Here is a 17,462-nt window from a genome sequence, read left to right as displayed (position 1 = left end):
GCGTGTCCCGCGCAGACTATTACATTCTGCCGGACACCGAGCCCGAAAGCCGGGCGGCCTTTCTGTGCCGCCTGTGCGAAAAAATTCTCGGGCTCGGTATGCGTGTGTTCATCAGTACCGAGCACGAGACAGCGGCACGCCAGCTGGACCAGCAGTTGTGGACCGCACGTCCACAGAGTTTCGTCCCCCATGTTCTGCTGGGTGGACTGCCCGCCTCACCGATCGAGATCGGCTGGGGTGAGCAGTTGCCGAATCACCGTGAAGTCTTTATCAACCTGTCTGGCAGGCTTCCCGATACCGCATTCGAATTCGAACGCCTTGTCGAGATCGTTATTCAGACCCCCGAGGTGCTGGCCGCAACCCGCGAAAACTATGCGCGCTGCCGCGACCATGGCCTTGAGCTGCACCGAACCGACATGCGTCACCGCAGCTGAGTTGCCTATACTGCATCCGTGACACAAGGAGCCCCGCCGGATGAAAAAGCTGCTCACCTTCCTGTTATTGTTAATCCTTGCCGGCATGGCCCTTTACTGGTTCAACCGGCCCAAGCCCATTGAAGTCACACTGACCAGCGTTGAAACCGGCGTTGTGGAACAGCTCGCCGCCAACAGCCGTGCCGGCACCGTCCGTGCCTGCCGCCGTTCTCGCCTGTCGATGCCTCAGGGTGGTCGCGTCGAGCGCCTGCTGGTTGACGAAGGCGATCACGTGGAACAGGGGCAGGCCCTGCTGGAACTCTGGAACCGCGATATCAAGGCACGCATGGATGAAGTGGCCGCCACCCTCAGGGCCCGCGAGATTCATGCCAGCGCCCTCTGTGATACCGCCGCTCTGGCACAGCGTGAAGCGCGCAGAACCGAGTCACTGGCCCGTGAGCGCCTGGCTTCTGATGAACTGCTGGATCAGCGCCAGACCGAATCCCGCCGTGCCGCATTGGCCTGCGAGGAAGCCCGGGCGCTGACTGAGCAGGCCGAGGCCACGCTCCGACTGCATCAGGTGCTGTTGGAAGAAACCCTGCTCAAGGCGCCCTTTGCCGGGGTCGTCGCCGAAATCAATGGCGAGGTGGGCGAGTACGTCACCCCCTCCCCGCCCGGCGTCCCCACACCGCCGGCCGTTGACCTGATCGACGACAGCTGCCTGTATGTGCGCGCCCCCATCGATGAAGTCGAGGCCGCACGGCTGGCGATGGGTCAGCCGGTGCGCATCACGCTGGACGCCTTCCGAGGCCAGAGTTTTGCCGGCGAGGTCTCGCGCATTGCGCCCTTTGTCTCCGAGCTGGAAAAGCAGGCCCGCACCGTCGATGTGGATGTTCGCTTCACCCCACCACCCACCGATGCCCACCTGCTGGTCGGATACAGTGCCGATATTGAAGTGATCATCCAGCAGCACGCAGACGTGCTGCGTGTGCCGACTGAAACACTGCTGCAGAACAACCGCGTGCTGCGCTATGACGACGACAGCGGCACCCTGCAGGCCGTGCAACTCAAGACCGGACTGGGCAACTGGACCTGGACCGAGGTGATCGAGGGACTTGAAGCCGGCGATCGCATTCTGCGCTCACTGGACAGCGGCGCGGGCGATGGCGCCCGGGTGGTACCGGCGCCATGATCCGGTTGCAGCAACTGTGCAAGCGTTACCAGTTGGGGGACGAACCGGTACAGGCGCTGGACCATGTGGACCTTGAGATCGAAGCCGGTGAGTACCTCTCCGTCATGGGCCCCTCCGGCTCCGGCAAGTCCACCCTGCTGAACATGCTGGGACTGCTGGACACCCCCGACAGCGGACACTACTGGCTCGACGACACGGACATGATGACGCTGAAAGAGGAAGCCCGAGCCGCCGAGCGCAACCGTCGCATCGGCTTCGTGTTTCAGGCCTACCATCTGATTGACCGTCTGACCGCCCGCGAGAACATTGAGCTGCCACTGGTGTTGACCGGCACCGAACCGTCCGCGCGCCGACCGCGGGTGGACGAACTGCTCACGCGGCTGGGACTGGAACGCCACGCCAACCACCTGCCCCATCAGCTCTCCGGCGGTCAGCGGCAGCGCGTTGCCATCGCCCGTGCCGTGATCCGCAAACCCGGCCTGCTGTTGGCAGACGAGCCCACCGGCAACCTCGACAGCCACTCGGGACAGGATGTGATCGAACTGCTGGAAGAGCTGAACACGGATGGCATCACCCTTGTGATCGTCACCCACGATGCCGCCATGGGCAAGCGTGCCCGGCGCAGGCTCTGGATGCAGGATGGTCGTCTGCTGAAGGATGAGCGAGATGCAGGCCACTGATCTGATCCGATTCAACCTGCGCCTGCTCACGGGGCAATGGTTTCGTACGTTGATGACCCTTCTGGCTACAGCCGTCGGTGTCTCGGCCGTACTGCTGTTGACCGGCATGGGGGAAGGCGCACGCCGCTTCGTGCTGGAAGAGTTCAGTCTGTTGGGCAACGATGTGCTGATCGTGCTGCCGGGGCGCAAGGAAACCACCGGGGGTCTGCCACCCCTGACCGGCGAAGGCACGCGCGACCTCACGCTGGATGATGCCCGAGCGGTACTGGGGCTGCCGGGGGTCAAGGCCGTTGCCCCTCTGGTCGTTGGGCTGACGCAGGCGGAAGCCAACGGTCGCAACCGGGAATTGATGGTGGTCGGCACCAGTGCAGCATTTTTCCAGATTCGTCAGCTCAGCGCCGCCCAGGGACGTCTGCTGCCCACGCTGGAACTGGAGCGGGCCGAGCCGGTATGTGTCATCGGCCAGGGCGTGCGAGAGGACCTGTTCGACCAGACACCGGTACTGGGTCGCTGGCTGCGCACCGCTGACCGACGCTGCCGCGTCATTGGAGTACTGGAAAAGCGCGGTGTCTCCCTCGGCACGGACATGAGCGAAGCGGTGATCATCCCGGTCGCCAGCGCACAGCAACTGTTCGATACCCAGGGACTGTTCCGACTGTTTGTGCAGGTCCGTCATGTTGACATGACCGATGACGTCAAGCCGGCCATTCTTGATCTGATTCAGGCGCGACATCAGGGTGAGCGGGACGTCACCCTGATCACCCAGGACAGCCTGCTGGGTGTGTTCAATGACATTCTGCACCTGCTGACACTGGCGGTCGGTGCCATTGCGGCCATCAGTCTGGTGGTCGCCGGCATTCTGATCATGAACATCACCCTGATCAGCGTCAGCCAGCGCACCTCGGAGATCGGGCTGCTCAAGGCTCTGGGCGCCAGCGAGCGTCAGGTACACCGCCTGTTTCTCAGCGAGGCGCTGATGATGGCACTGCTGGGTGCCGCACTGGGTGTACTGATCGGTTATGCGCTGCTCTGGACCGGTCACTGGCTCTGGCCGCAGTTCCCGGTGTCGGTTCCGGGGTGGGCGCTGATCGGGGCCATCCTGCTGGCCATCGCAGTGGCATTGCTGTTTGCCTGGCTGCCGGCACGCAAGGCCGCCCGCCTGCCCCCCGTTCTGGCACTCAAGGGCATTACCGATGCGCAGCGCTGACTATATCCGCCTGACCCTGACCAGCCTGCGCGCCAGCCGCATGCGCAGCAGCCTGACCATTCTGGGTATCGCCATCGGCATCTGTGCGGTGGTGCTGCTGACGACGCTGGGCGCAGGCATTCGGCTCTATGTGCTGGAAAACTTTTCCCAGTTCGGCACCCGCATCATCGCCATCAACCCGGGAAAATCCCAGACCGGCGGCACCGGGGGCCTGCTCGCCAGCACCCGCCCTCTGCTGGTTGAGGATGCCTGGAGCCTGCAGTCTCTGCCCTTTGTGGAACATGTGGTTCCGGTGGTTCAGGGCAGCGGCGCCATTGAATTCGGCCGGCGTGTACGTCACACCGACATTATCGGCAGCGGCAGCGACATGGCAGCGGCCTGGCGCTTCGAGATCGCTCAGGGCCGCTTTCTGCCCGACAGTCGCAACGGTTATCCACAGCCCTGGGCAGTACTGGGCCACAAGGTCAAACAGGAACTCTTTGGCACACAGAATGCGCTTGGCCAGTTCATCCGCGTAGGGGGCGAACGCTACCGGGTGGTGGGAGTCATGACCGAGAAGGGACAGATGCTGGGCTTCGATCTGGACGACATTGTCTACATCCCGGTGGAGCGCGCGCTGAGCCTGTTCAACCGCAGCGGCCTGATGGAAATCGACGTGACCTATCGGCCCGGGATCAGCGCATCCGCCATGGCTGAACAGGTTCGCCAACGGCTGATTGACCGCCATGGCGTGGAGGACTTTTCCCTCATCACCCAGGATGAGATGCTGAAGAGCCTTGATCGTATTCTCGGTATCCTGACGCTGGCCGTTGGTGGACTGGGCGGCATATCCCTGCTGGTCGGCGCCATCGGCATCGTGACCATCATGGTCACCACCGTACATGAACGCCGCGCCGAAATCGGCCTGCTGCGCGCCGTTGGCGCAACCCGTCGACAGGTAATGTGGCTGTTTCTGGGTGAAGCCGTGCTGCTCTCCCTGCTGGGTGGCATCGCCGGCATTCTGCTCAGCGGTCTGGCACTGGCCGCACTGGCCTTGGGCATCCCCGGTCTGCCCATACAGCTTGACCCGTTTTACCTGCTGCTGGCACTGGCACTTTCCGCACTGGTGGGGCTTATCTCGGGCGTATTGCCGGCCAAGCGCGCCGCCGGTCTAAACCCGGTGCTGGCGCTGCAGAGTGAGTGAGGCGGATGCACAGGTGCTGCGTTTAGATTGGGCGGCGGTGGTTAGCCTCGGCGGATTGAAAAGTTCTGGTGTTGGCCCGTTGCAGACGTTAGGCGTACCGTAGCAAGTCACGAGCGATCGACAAAAGCGGCCATTGAGAAATCTGATGGACCAACGAACGTTTGACAGTGGCCAATCATTTATTGAACTTGTGGTTCCTCACATCGAAACATCATTTGATGTCGTTACCCTTCAGGCATGTTAATGATGATTAACGCGCCTATTTTAAAACACAGCATCAGTGATGTTCCCTAACAACTTCTATGCGGCTGGCTCAAGTGAGGTTGACACGTTCTGTGCATATCTGAATCCTGACGTAGGTTCCGCCAGTACTGCCTGTTGAGATACCGCTGATCACCGTCACTTTTCTTAACACACGGCTAGAGCAAATCTTTACGCCTCCCCAAGGCTAGAAAGCTGGTGAAAACGCAGAGAGGCCTCACCAATCGCCTTCGAAACTGAGTGATAAGTGACTCTAGCCGCGAACACAATAGTCATCTCTGAAAAGGACCCAACACTACAACAAGCAGCGTCATCATGGCAGTATCTGTGTTCTGCTACTTGTGTCTTGAGTGCCTCAGCTGTGTAATCAACATGTTAAGCACCCTCACAAAAACTCTTAACAGCAATAAAAAGCTCATTAGTATTCAAAGGAAGAATGCCTGTGTCAGAAGCCTTTTTCGAAAAGCCTATCCTCAATAGTCCATACGAGTACCCCAGCCGCCACTGGGAACTGGACGAGAGTGGCCAACCGGTAAAAGAAGTTAATCGCAGGCGTTCTGCCAGCTACATCACTCCCGTGCCGAAGGCAAAGCGTCAAAAAGCTCCCAAGGCCCAGGAAGCGCTGAACTTTGGCGCGGACGTCAATTCGGATGCTAGCTATGACCCGATGCCATTCATCAACGATCTGCGCAAGGAAATTGATGCTTGGCGATTGCTCCCCGAGGGAAAATGGGGCGTTACTGCTGAAACTGCTCGTTTGCTCAAGCATTGGCGCGGTGATCACTTCTCCGGCATTCGCCCATTCTTTTGTCAGGTCGAGGCGGCAGAAGTGGCCATCTGGCTAACAGAAGTCGCACCACGCTCTTCGGTGCGGGGCAAATACTTTCTCGATCACCTGCAAAACGCTAACGAAGGCTCCAATCCGGGCCTACTGCGTCTTGCGCTAAAGCTTGCCACAGGCGCCGGTAAAACTACTGTTATGGCCCTGCTGATTATCTGGCAAACCATTAATGCAGTGCGCTACCCAAAAAGCACCCGGTTCACCAAAGGCTTTTTGCTGATCGCGCCCGGTATCACCATTCGTGATCGCCTGCGTGTGCTACTGCCTAACGATCCGGAAAACTACTACGATACCCGAGATTTGGTGCCAAAAGAGTTTTTGCGAGAAATCCAGCAGGCTCGCGTGGTCATCACCAATTACCACGCCTTTAAGTTGAAAGAAAAAATCGAGCTATCCAAAGGCAATCGCGAATTTCTGCAAGGTCGTGGTGAAGAGCTACAAACTCGTGAAACCGAAGGCCAGATGCTCAATCGAGTGCTTAAGCCACTAATGGGCATGAAGCACATCATGGTGATCAATGACGAAGCCCATCACTGCTATCGAGAACGCCCGGCAACAGAAAACGAAGAAGGCGAGCTGAAGGGGGATGACAAGAGCGAGGCCAAGGAAAACAACGAAGCCGCACGTTTATGGATTTCCGGTATCGAAGCGGCCACCCGTCACTTTAAGAACCTGCGTATTATCGATCTTTCTGCAACTCCGTTTTTCCTGCGTGGTTCCGGTTACTCTGAAGGCACTTTGTTCCCCTGGACGATGAGTGATTTTTCACTGATGGACGCCATCGAATGTGGCATCGTCAAGCTGCCTCGCGTGCCCGTGGCCGATAACCTGCCCGATGGTGAACTGCCCAAGTATCGCGAACTCTGGGAACACATCCGAACCAAGATGCCAAAAAAAGGCCGTGGCAAATCCGGTGCACTCGACCCGCAAAAGCTACCGACCCTGCTGAATGGTGCACTGGATGCACTGTATGGTCACTACAAGGCTACCTACGATATCTGGACCAAGGCAAATATTCCCGTGCCACCCTGTTTTATCGTGGTCTGTAACAACACTACGACGTCCAAGCTGGTGTATGACTATATTTCAGGCTATGAGCGCAAAAACACGGACGGCGATATCGATGTAGTGCCAGGTAAGCTGGAGCTGTTCCGCAACTATGACGAAAATGGTAATGCTTTTGCCCGCCCTCGTACCTTGCTGATTGATAGCGGCCAGCTTGAGTCTGGTGAAGGATTGGACCCAACATTCCGTAAGGCTGCATCCAAAGAGATTGAGCTGTTTCGGCGCGAAATTCTCGAGCGCACAGGTGACCAGAAACAGGCGGACAACATCTCTGAAGCCGACCTCCTGCGCGAAGTTATGAACACCGTCGGCCAAAAAGGTAAACTGGGAGAAAGCATCCGCTGCGTAGTATCGGTGTCCATGCTCACCGAAGGATGGGATGCCAACACTGTTACTCATGTATTGGGTGTGCGTGCCTTTGGCACCCAACTACTGTGCGAACAGGTGATGGGGCGGGCACTGCGCCGTCAAAGCTACCAGCTCAATGAGGATGGCAAATTTGATGCCGAATACGCGGATGTGCTGGGAATTCCGTTCGATTTTGCCAGCCAGCCGATCACGGCAGACCCCAAGCCGCCCAAACCAGTCACGCGTATTAAGGCGGTCTCTCCAGACCGTGATGCTCTTACCATTCAGTTCCCGCGCGTGGATGGTTACCGCATTGATATTCCCGAAGCTGGGTTGAAAGCCGAGTATAATGACGACCATAAACTCAAACTCACTCCGGAGCTGGTAGGCCCTTCTCTAGTCGAACAGGCAGGTATTGTCGGTGAAACCGCCGAACTCAGCGTCAAGCACCTGAAGGAAGTACGATCATCAACACTGAACTTCGATTTGGCAGCTAAACTGGTACGCAAACTGGCTAAACCGGGCGAACAGCCACCAAGCAGCCTGTTTCAGACGGCTCGTCGTCTGGTCAAGCAATGGTTAAGGGAGTGCCTGACCTGTGTGGGTGATACCTACCCGGCGCAGTTGCTTTACCCGGAACTTACGGATCTTGCTTGCGAGCGCATTATGGCGGGTATCGTCTACACCGGCCTGCAGCAACAGCGTTCCGTACTGGCTGTAACCGACCCCTACAACCCCATTGGTAGTACAGCTCATCTGGCTTTTAACACCAGTAAGGATGACCTTTGGGAGACCGCAGCGGATAAATGCCATATCAATTACGTCGTGCTGGATAGCAGCTGGGAAGCGGAACTGTGCCGTGTAGTCGAGCGCCACGATAAGGTGAAGTCCTATGTAAAAAACCATAACCTTGGCTTTGAGGTGCCCTACGAGATGGGCGGCCACAAGCGCACTTATGTTCCGGACTTTATACTCAAGATCGATGACGGCAAGACACTGCAGAAACAGGATTCCACTGGCGAGCTGATCGAAGTGCCGGATTACCTAAATCTGATTGTTGAGGTAAAAGGCTACCGGGGCGAAGATGCCAAACAGAAAAAACTCACCATGGACAGCTACTGGATACCCGGTATCAACCAACTGAACAAATATGGCCGCTGGGCCTTTGTGGAATTAACCGATCTATTCGCCATGCAAGACGACTTTGAACAGAAACTCAGCGAAGCCCTGAGCAGTGCTATTGACCAAGGGATTCAACAGGCACAACAGCCTGCTGCCCCACTGATCCACACTCCGGATAGCCACAAGATGCAGGGAGAGCAAGCATGAGCAAGCGAGCAGATAGTGAAAGTACTAGCGTTAGCGCCATCACCCATAGCGAAGCCACTCGCAAGAACAACCCGACCGCAGAGATGGGGCAGCTGATGGAAAAAGACCTGCAGTTGCCAAAGAAAGTCACCTATGAGCGAAACCCGGATCTCGACCCGCAACTGGTCTGGCGTGGCAAAGACCTGACCAACAGCTCGGATCTGGTGATCAATGCGCCGCCGCTCTACATTCAGGAAAAGGTGCATCCCAAGGTACTGATCGACGACCTTAAGCGTCATAGCCAGCAACTTGAAAGTGGCGACCTGGAAGAAGACGACGACCTGCAAGCGGATCTGTTCGCCGACTTTAACGGCCTGCCTAACGCCGACGCCCAGACCGAGTTCTACCAGCACGATCAACACTGGTCGAATCGTATGATCCTTGGCGACAGTCTGCAGGCTATGGCTTCACTAGCCGAACGCGAAGGCCTGCGTGGTCAGGTGCAATGTATTTATTTTGATCCGCCATACGGCATCAAATTCAACTCCAACTTTCAGTGGTCCACCACCAACCGCGACGTGAAAGACGGCAACGCCAGCCATATCACCCGCGAGCCGGAACAGGTGAAAGCTTTTCGCGATACCTGGCGCGATGGCATCCACTCCTACCTTACCTATCTGCGCGATCGCCTGACTGTAGCCAGAGATCTTCTTACCGAATCCGGCTCTATTTTTGTACAAATTGGTGATGAAAATGTCCACCGCGTAAGGGCATTAATGGATGAAGTGTTTGGGGAGGAGAACTACTTAAACACGATTACTTTCTTGAAGACTTCCAGTAGTACATCTGACTATCTAGGTGGAATTGCGGATTACTTGATTTGGTATGGTAAGGATCGTGATCGAACTAAGTTTCGACACCCTTTTTATAAAAAAGAGGTTGGGGCAGGCTCATTCGAGGCTTACAACAAGTCAATGGGAGCAGATGGAATTATTCTGCCCGCGACATCCGATACTAACCCTTTGGAAATTATTCGCATTGACAACCTTACTTCACAAAGCATTGGTCGAGATAAAGGGGAAGGTGCCGCATCTTGGTTTGGGGTGAGTATTAATGGAAAAGAAATCTATCCAAGCCAGAAAGTGCGTTGGAAAACCAATCAGACTGGGATGGAAAGACTGAAAAAATCCGATCGACTTTTTGCATCTTCAAATAGCCTTGGTTACGTGAGAAAACTGCATGATTTCTCAGTCGCCAAATACCAACAAGTCTGGACTGATACTGTAACTTCTGGATCCGCATTAGATAAGAATTATATAGTTGAAACTCTGCCTAAAGTCGTTGAGCGTTGCTTATTAATGACTACTGACCCCGGCGATTTGGTATTAGATCCAACCTGTGGCTCCGGTACCACAGCTTATGTGGCAGAACAATGGGGTCGTCGCTGGATTACTATGGACACCTCTCGTGTGTCTTTGGCTCTAGCGCGTGCAAGGATTATGGGGGCTCGCTATCCTTATTACCTGTTGGCGGATAGCCCGGAAGGCCAGCAGAAAGAAGCAGACATTACCCGTACAGCCAAGTCCACCACACAGCCCCGTGGTCGTATTAACCTCGGTTTTGTCTATCAGCGAGTGCCCCATATCACTCTGAAAAGCATTGCTAATAACCCGGAGATCGACGATATCTGGGAGCGATTTCAGCCCCAGCTGGAAGCCTTGCGCAGCCAGTTAAATCAGACATTGGGCACGGATTTTGAGGATTGGCAAATCCCTCGCGAACCCGGTTTTCCTTGGCCGGAAGCTCAGGCCAAGCTGCACACCAGGTTATTAGGGTTAATGACGGCTGACGAAACCGAGAAGAAACAGCTCACTGCATTGAAAAAACTCAACGAAGCACGCTTTGGCAAGGACAGCGGTCAGTATTACTCACTGGATTCCGTGCCAGAGAAAGCCTTTGACCTGTGGGCAGACGCCGGTTCTGAGGCCAATCAAACAGCCATCAAGCTGCATCAGCAATGGTGGAAGCTGCGTATTGAGCGTCAGCAAGAGATAGATGCCTCAATCGCTGCACGTGCGGACCAGGAATTCCTTTACGACAAACCCTACGAAGACAAAAAACGCGTACGTGTCGCCGGCCCATTTACCGTCGAAAGCCTGTCACCGCATCGCGCCTTGGGTGTAGATGAAAACGACGAACTGATCGACCCACTGGCGGATCAGGGCGAGACCTATTCCGATACCCAAACATTCGTCAATATCATGTTGGAAACCCTCAAGGTAGCCGGGGTCCAGCAGGCTCATAAAGAAGACAAGATTCAATTTAGTAGCCTGGAGATCTGGCCCGGCACCTATATCAGTGCGGTAGGACGTGTAGCTATTGATGAAGACGCCGAAGAACAAGGGCTTGAACAGCGCGCCGCGATTTTTATTGGCCCGGAGTTTGGCACCGTCTCCCGTGCCGATCTAGCCGCTGCCGCACGTGAGGCCGCGGATGGCGGTTTCGATTTGCTGATCGCCTGTGCTTTCAGCTTTGAAGCGCACACAACAGACTTCAACAAACTGGGGCGAATGCCGGTGCTCAAGGCACGTATGAACGCCGATTTGCATATGGCCACCGATCTGAAAGACACCGACAGGGCCAACTTGTTTGTGATTTTCGGTGAACCGGATATCGATATTCTTGAGACTGACAATGGGCAGTACCAGGTCAAGCTGCATGGTGTGGATGTATTTGACCCGTCCACCGGGGAGGTACGCAGTGATAATGCCGACGGTATCGCCTGCTGGTTCATCGACACCGACTACAACGAGGCCAGCTTCTTTGTTCGTCAAGCCTATTTCCTCGGGGCCAGTGATCCATACAAGTCGCTTAAAACCACTCTTAAGGCCGAAATCAACCCGGATACTTGGCAAAGCCTCAACAGCGATCTGTCACGACCGTTTACAAAACCGGCATCTGGCCGTATTGCAGTGAAGGTGATTAACCACCTCGGCGACGAAGTTATGAAAGTGTTCAGTGTTTAAAGCCAATGATTGAGACTACTCGTCTGTAACCATCTTAATGGAGTCGCAGGAGATGGAATTTCGCACCTCAGATACCTTTGCCAACAGCCTTGGCAACCTGACCAATCAGGAACAGAAAGCTGTTAAACAGGCCGCGTTCGATCTGCATATGTACATGGACACGCTGGACACTGCGCCAGCGGGTCTGCGTTTACACAAGGTCGATAAAAGCAAAGATCCGAACTTCTGGTCGGCTAGCGCCAATATGGACATACGGATCATTTTCCACCGCACCGAAGGCAGTATTTTGCTCTGCTATGTGGATCACCACGATAAGGCCTATCGCTGGGCTGCAAAGCGCAAACTGGAAACTCACCCAACTACAGGTGCGGCTCAGCTGGTGGAAGTGCGTGAAGTCCAGCGTGAAGTCCAGCGTGAAGAGCAGGCAGAGCCCGAACCATTTCGATATGCGTCCACTGAGCCCAAAATGTTTGCGCATGTCGCTGAGCCTCAACTGCTTTCCTATGGTGTTCCACAAGGCAGCCTAGCTGCTGTGCTGTCGGTAGCCACAGAGGATGATCTACTAGATCTAATTGATGTATTGCCATCAGAAGCAGCTGAAGCACTGCTGGAGCTATACGAAGGCAAAACACCGAAACCAGCTAGAAAAGCTGCACCCAACAGCAATCCGTTCAACCACCCAGACGCCATGCGTCGATTCAGAGTGCTGGAAGACATCGAAGCGCTGGAGCGGGCTCTGGATTACCCGTGGGATAAGTGGACGCTCTTTTTGCACCCCAGCCAGCAGGATCTGGTCGAACGCACCTTTAAAGGCCCCGCTCGTGTGACAGGCTCCGCTGGAACCGGTAAAACCATTGTGGCGTTGCATCGTGCCATGCATCTGGTCAGCGAAAGTGATGAAAAGCGGGTATTGCTTGCGACCTACTCCAGTTTGTTGGCCAACGTGTTGCGTGAACGCAGCAAGCGTTTGATCTCGGAAAAACGCAAACTTAGTCTGGGCGAACGACTAGAGGTGTATTCCGTTAGGGAAATCGCTGTACGCCTGTACAAAGCCAATCTCGGCAGTTTCAAGTTGGCTACAGAAGAGCAAGTCAAAGACTTGTTGGCGGATGCTGCAAAAGCCGAAAGCTCTCAGTATTCACAACGATTTTTGCAGGATGAATGGAATTACCTGATTGATGCCTCACAACTGCAAGACTGGGATGCTTATCGAGATATCAAACGCACTGGACGCAAAAGCCGCCTGAACGAAGATAAACGCAGACACTTATGGGCGATTTTTGAGCGAGTCTGGCAAGGACTGGATGAACAGCAGTTAATGACCGAGGCCGCCATGTATACTCGTCTGGCGGAAACACTGACACAGCAGCGTCGGATCATTTTTGATCATGTGTTGATAGATGAAGCACAGGACCTGACTATTCCCCAGCTGAAGCTGATTGCCGCGCTGGGACAAAATCGCCCTGACAGCTTGTTCTTTGCCGGCGACCTCGGCCAGCGGATCTTCCAACCAGGCTTTTCATGGAAAGCTCTGGGTATAGATCTGCGCGGTCGCTCCAGCACACTCAAGATCAACTATCGTACTTCCCATCAGATTCGTCGTCAGGCTGATAAGTTGCTCGACAGCAAAATCAGCGATAGTGACGGTAATATCGATGACAGAAGTGGAACAATCTCTCTGTTTAATGGCCCGGCGCCTGTAATCGAGCTATTCGAAGAACAGGAAGACGAAGTTCTGTTTGTCGCTGAGAAGATCCGTTGCTGGATCGACGACAATATCGCACCAGAGGAAATCGGGATTATGGTGCGTAGTCATGACCAGTTTGAGCGCGCGGAGAGGGCTCTGAAAGCTGCTGGAGCCGACTTCAATACCATGAGCCGCGCCATGGAATGGGTCACCGGCAAAGTCTCCCTCTGCACCATGCATTTGGCCAAAGGGCTGGAATTCAAATGTGTGATCCTGATGGCTTGCGACGATGATGTCTTGCCATTGACAGAGCGACTGGACTCAGTGATGGGAGATGATCAAGCGATGAAAGAGGTTGAAGATACAGAGCGACACTTACTGTATGTCGCCTGTACTCGCGCCCGTGATGAACTCGTAATATCCGGCATTGAGCCTGGGTCCGATTACTTAGACGATTTAATGTAGTGACATGCACACAGACCGCCCTCTAAGAGGGCGGTCTGCAAATGGCGCAGTCTTGACTGTCATGTCAGAGCAGAGACACCACACAGTCTTAACTCTCTGCGTATCGTTCTTATAATCAAAGCAAAAACCATGTTAATAACTATTAACATGTCTGAGCACCCAAGCAATAATCCCTTTGCGCACCACCAACTCGCCAGACACACCATCAACATGGAACGTGGCACACAACGAAGCACAGCGTCTGCTTTGGGTCGAAAGCCCCAGCTGACTAAGCCCCTTCCTAATGTCCGGTATGTGCGCAAATGCGCCAGCTGACTGCTCACACCAAACGAATACCTCCCCGCATCACACAACCCCCTGCCCCACCACCCTCCGGCTCTGCTCAATCAGATCTAGCAGAGTGTCCGCGTACCGGCTTGCGCGTTCTGAATCCATCCAGCGGGCGTAGTCGATCTGGCTCAGATTGTCCTGCTTCCCAAGCAGCCAAGAGGAATCAATGTAATCAACAATCAACGGCTCGTTGTCGTTCAGAAACGCCTCAAGCGCTTGCTGTGCAGATGACATGCCGCCTTCAGCCAGCTGGCCGGCAGGTCGGTTGAAGCGGAAGTTGTCGATCAGTTGTTCCAGCGTCATCGTCAGGCCGGGATGCTCTTCGCGTAGCGACATGAACTGTTGCATGAGTGATTCCAGGCGCGCTTTGGCATCGTTGATCAGGTTCTGACGGATATCATCGGGCTGGCTGTTGAGGTAGTCGACACCCTGCCAGGACAGTTCACGCAAGGTGCGACTGTTCGTCCCCTTTTCCCAGGGCTCAAGGCCGTATTGCTGATATACCAGCTGTTCGGCACGCCGGCCATTGGCCTCGATTTTTTGCCATTCCAGACGGCTTCGTGGAAATTCGTCCAGCTGAAGTTGCTTGTTTGCGATGGATTCAAGGCTGAGGCTGTGTTGCGCCACAAAGGCTTCCAGACGATCCTGTTGCGGATGCAGGCTGCCATCAGGCAGTTGGCCAACAGGATCACCATGTTTGATGTTATCGAGCAGATCCTGGAGGTTAACCTCGGGCTCCAGGTCCGACAGAGCATTGTAAAACTGATCCCTCATTGGCTGATACAGGGTTTGATAGGACTGAATCAATGCCTGTTTGTCGCTGTGATACAGCTGACCGGAAACGGCATTTTTCAACATATTCGCGTCGCCGATTCTCAAGCCAATTTCGATCAAGCGGTGTGCCAGATCGGCGTACGCCTGCGGGTCGAATGTATCATTGGCCTTATGGTGTGCAGTGACATCGTTAAACACCATGAAACTGGACAGATCATCGCTCAGACCGCCGGCACCGTCTCGGTCCAGTTGATATACCGCTGTATTGGCCAATGCATCGCTGCGTTCCCGAGCGCCTTCCAGCCCGGCGTAACGATGCATCTCAATGACCTGATCAACCGCTTCAGAGCGGGGTATCTGCTGTTGATCCAACCAATCCCCCAGGTGATCGGGCATCTGTTTCAGGTTCTCATAATGCTCCAGCATCGTTTCGATGTCGGACTGGTTGTCCTGCCAGAATTGATTCAGGCGTTCCTCTTTGGCAAGCCGCGTACCGTCAGCATTTTCACTGGGATGACGCCCGGCCAAAGCGTTCTCGGCCAGTTGATCAAGCTCCACCGAGACGGGAAAATCCTCGTCCAGCGCTTCGGCCAACCGGTAGGACAGGGTGAAATAGTCATCCAGATAAGCACCCGCGTAGCCGCGCCGCTGGGCAACCATCTGTTCAAGATAGCTGGCGGCTTCCACACCGGCGGGACCGGCTTCCATCAAGGCCCACCACTGATTGTTGGCCTGTTCACTCCACTGGGTGATTTCGAAGCGCTGCAGGCCCTCTTCTGACATCATCGCAAGCGTTGTCGTGTATTCCCCGACCAACCCCTGGGAAACCAAGTCATTGATCTCCTTGTGGATTGCCGTCCGCGCCTGAATTTGGCTCGGTGTGCTGTTCGGGATTAACGATGTGATGGAGATACTCACTTTGACGTCCTCTGCCTGCGTGATAAATACTCAAAAGCCGGATACACAGCATTTATCAGCAACGACTGTACCAACCCCGCATTTCCAGAGTGGTTTCAACACGTTCAGCGATGGGTACAGAACGAAGGGATGGGCAGAACCGGCAGACGCTTGCCGATCTATTTCTCTGGTATGACAGCCTGGCGGCAAAACGCAGCCCACGCCACGGACGGGCTCACGCGCCATACCTGCAGCATGACGGCGCTGAGGTTTAGAAGGGCCACCACCAGGGTGAGGATTTCAGACTGTGTCTGCAGCTTCTAAGCTGCTCGCCATACATCCGGGCGTTGGCATCCACCTTTCGGGCAACGCTGACCAGCCAGCCCTTGCTGTTATAGGTTTTGCGTTGCCAGCCACCGTGCCCTTCGTGGTACGCCAGATACTGGTTGTAGGCGTCCCACTTGGAGATACCCAAGGTCTTTTGCGACACGTCGGCATACCAGCCCATGAAATCGACGGCATCGTCGTAGTCATCACGGTCGGCGCCCCAGTTGCCGGTCTTGTCCTTGTACCAGTCCCACGTCTCGTCCTTGACCTGGGCATAGCCGTACGCGCTGGATACTCGCCACCACATGGGGATGCCGAGGAAGCTGTCGCGAGGAGGGGCGGCATTGTGCCTGAAGCTGGACTCCTGTCGCATGATGGCCAGCTGCACCTGAATCGGCAGGCCATACTTTCGTTCAACCGTCAGAGAAGCATCAAACCAGTCGGGCTTCTCGCGAAAGATCCGGCAGGCATTTTCCACATTGGACGGCGGTGTGGTCGCACAGGACGCCAACAGAAGAGGCAACATCAGACACAAACAGATTCTTTGCATACGTACACCAGCAACCGGATGAGCAGTTAAAACCGCTTCTGATACCGGTGGCAATAAGGCGTCTTGCCCGTGCGCACGTAGTAGTCCTGATGGAACTCTTCGGCACGCCAGAACGGTGCCATCGGCAGCACTCGCGTCACCACGTCCAGCCCCTGATTCTCCAACTGCGCAATCAGCTTTTCGCTGATGCCACGCTCTTCGTCATCCTGCACGAAAATGGCAGACGCATATTGAGGTCCGATATCAGGCCCCTGACCGTTTTCCTGAGTCGGGTCGTGAATCTCAAAGAACAGTTTGGCCAGTGTTTCGAAATCAACTTTTGCCGGGTCGTACAGCACTTCCACGGCCTCAAGATGACCGGTCTGCTTGCCGCAGACCTGTTCATAACTGGGGTTATCCACATGGCCGCCCATGTAACCGGACACAACCGACACCACACCAGGGTGCTGCTGCAGCAGGTGCTCAACCCCCCAGAAACAGCCGCCGGCGAAATAGGCGGTTTTCAGGGTACTGCCCTGCTGCTGTGCCAGTTCTTCGGCACTGATGAAGTCCATGGAGATGGAATTGACGCAATGGCGCACGTTCTTGCGTGTCAGCATTTCGCCTTCAAATACGTGTCCCAGATGACCGCCGCAGTTGGCACAGAGAATTTCGGTGCGGCGGCCGTCCGCATCCACCTCTCTGCGAACGGCGCCTTCAATTTCATCATCAAAGCTGGGCCAGCCGCAGTGCGAGGGGAACTTGTCTTCAGAGCGGTACAGGTGCGCCCCACACTGTTTGCAGGCATATACACCGGTTTCAAAATGCTCGTTGTACTGGCCGGTGAAAGGTCGCTCCGTCCCCTTTCTGATGATGACGTACTCTTCTTCAGGGGTCAGCTTTTTGTAGGACATGTTCTACCTCGGCAC

The 17,462-nt window shown here is 55.3% G+C and carries 11 protein-coding genes; 8 read left to right on the top strand and 3 right to left on the bottom strand.

What is annotated here, in order from left to right:
• Positions 1 to 2 precede the first annotated feature (2 nt).
• From ABIE61_RS13245 to ABIE61_RS13210, 8 genes are all read left to right on the top strand, one after another.
• Positions 3 to 434, top strand: a complete 432-nt coding sequence (locus tag ABIE61_RS13245; RefSeq protein WP_206835626.1) for a DNA polymerase III subunit chi — start codon at positions 3 to 5, stop codon at positions 432 to 434.
• Between the two features lie 40 nt (positions 435 to 474).
• The gene (locus tag ABIE61_RS13240) at positions 475 to 1,605 is read left to right on the top strand and encodes an efflux RND transporter periplasmic adaptor subunit (RefSeq protein ID WP_354410232.1); all 1,131 of its coding nucleotides are present in this window, start codon (positions 475 to 477) and stop codon (positions 1,603 to 1,605) included.
• On the top strand, positions 1,602 to 2,285 hold the full coding sequence (locus ABIE61_RS13235) for an ABC transporter ATP-binding protein (protein WP_354410230.1): 684 nt from the start codon (positions 1,602 to 1,604) through the stop codon (positions 2,283 to 2,285). Before ABIE61_RS13240 ends, ABIE61_RS13235 begins: the two co-directional genes overlap by 4 nt.
• On the top strand, positions 2,272 to 3,492 hold the full coding sequence (locus ABIE61_RS13230) for an ABC transporter permease (protein ID WP_354410228.1): 1,221 nt from the start codon (positions 2,272 to 2,274) through the stop codon (positions 3,490 to 3,492). The genes ABIE61_RS13235 and ABIE61_RS13230 overlap by 14 nt, the downstream gene beginning before the upstream one ends.
• On the top strand, positions 3,479 to 4,675 hold the full coding sequence (locus ABIE61_RS13225; RefSeq protein ID WP_354410225.1) for an ABC transporter permease: 1,197 nt from the start codon (positions 3,479 to 3,481) through the stop codon (positions 4,673 to 4,675). The genes ABIE61_RS13230 and ABIE61_RS13225 overlap by 14 nt, the downstream gene beginning before the upstream one ends.
• 703 nt (positions 4,676 to 5,378) lie before the next feature.
• The gene (locus ABIE61_RS13220; protein WP_354410223.1) at positions 5,379 to 8,519 is read left to right on the top strand and encodes a BPTD_3080 family restriction endonuclease; all 3,141 of its coding nucleotides are present in this window, start codon (positions 5,379 to 5,381) and stop codon (positions 8,517 to 8,519) included.
• On the top strand, positions 8,516 to 11,524 hold the full coding sequence (locus ABIE61_RS13215; RefSeq protein WP_354410220.1) for a site-specific DNA-methyltransferase: 3,009 nt from the start codon (positions 8,516 to 8,518) through the stop codon (positions 11,522 to 11,524). Before ABIE61_RS13220 ends, ABIE61_RS13215 begins: the two co-directional genes overlap by 4 nt.
• A 52-nt stretch (positions 11,525 to 11,576) precedes the next feature.
• Positions 11,577 to 13,676 carry a 3'-5' exonuclease gene (locus ABIE61_RS13210; RefSeq protein ID WP_354410217.1) on the top strand — a complete coding sequence of 700 codons (2,100 nt, stop codon included), beginning with the start codon at positions 11,577 to 11,579 and terminating at the stop codon, positions 13,674 to 13,676.
• A 345-nt stretch (positions 13,677 to 14,021) separates the two neighbouring features.
• Here ABIE61_RS13210 and ABIE61_RS13205 read toward each other — a convergent pair whose 3' ends face one another.
• The 3 genes from ABIE61_RS13205 to ABIE61_RS13195 all read right to left on the bottom strand — a co-directional run bounded on the left by ABIE61_RS13205 (position 14,022) and on the right by ABIE61_RS13195 (position 17,447).
• A complete protein-coding gene (locus tag ABIE61_RS13205; RefSeq protein WP_354410215.1) occupies positions 14,022 to 15,698 on the bottom strand; it encodes a hypothetical protein in 1,677 nt (558 codons plus the stop codon).
• A gap of 250 nt (positions 15,699 to 15,948) precedes the next feature.
• Positions 15,949 to 16,554 carry a transglycosylase SLT domain-containing protein gene (locus ABIE61_RS13200; protein ID WP_354410214.1) on the bottom strand — a complete coding sequence of 202 codons (606 nt, stop codon included), beginning with the start codon at positions 16,552 to 16,554 and terminating at the stop codon, positions 15,949 to 15,951.
• Positions 16,555 to 16,580: 26 nt separating this feature from the next.
• A complete protein-coding gene (locus ABIE61_RS13195) occupies positions 16,581 to 17,447 on the bottom strand; it encodes a bifunctional methionine sulfoxide reductase B/A protein (protein ID WP_354410211.1) in 867 nt (288 codons plus the stop codon).
• Between the last annotated feature and the right edge of the window lie 15 nt (positions 17,448 to 17,462).

The organism is Marinobacterium sp. MBR-111 (assembly GCF_040547585.1).
GTDB classification, from domain to species: Bacteria; Pseudomonadota; Gammaproteobacteria; order Pseudomonadales; family Balneatricaceae; genus Marinobacterium; species Marinobacterium iners.
This window is presented reverse-complemented; position numbering and strand designations above follow the sequence as displayed.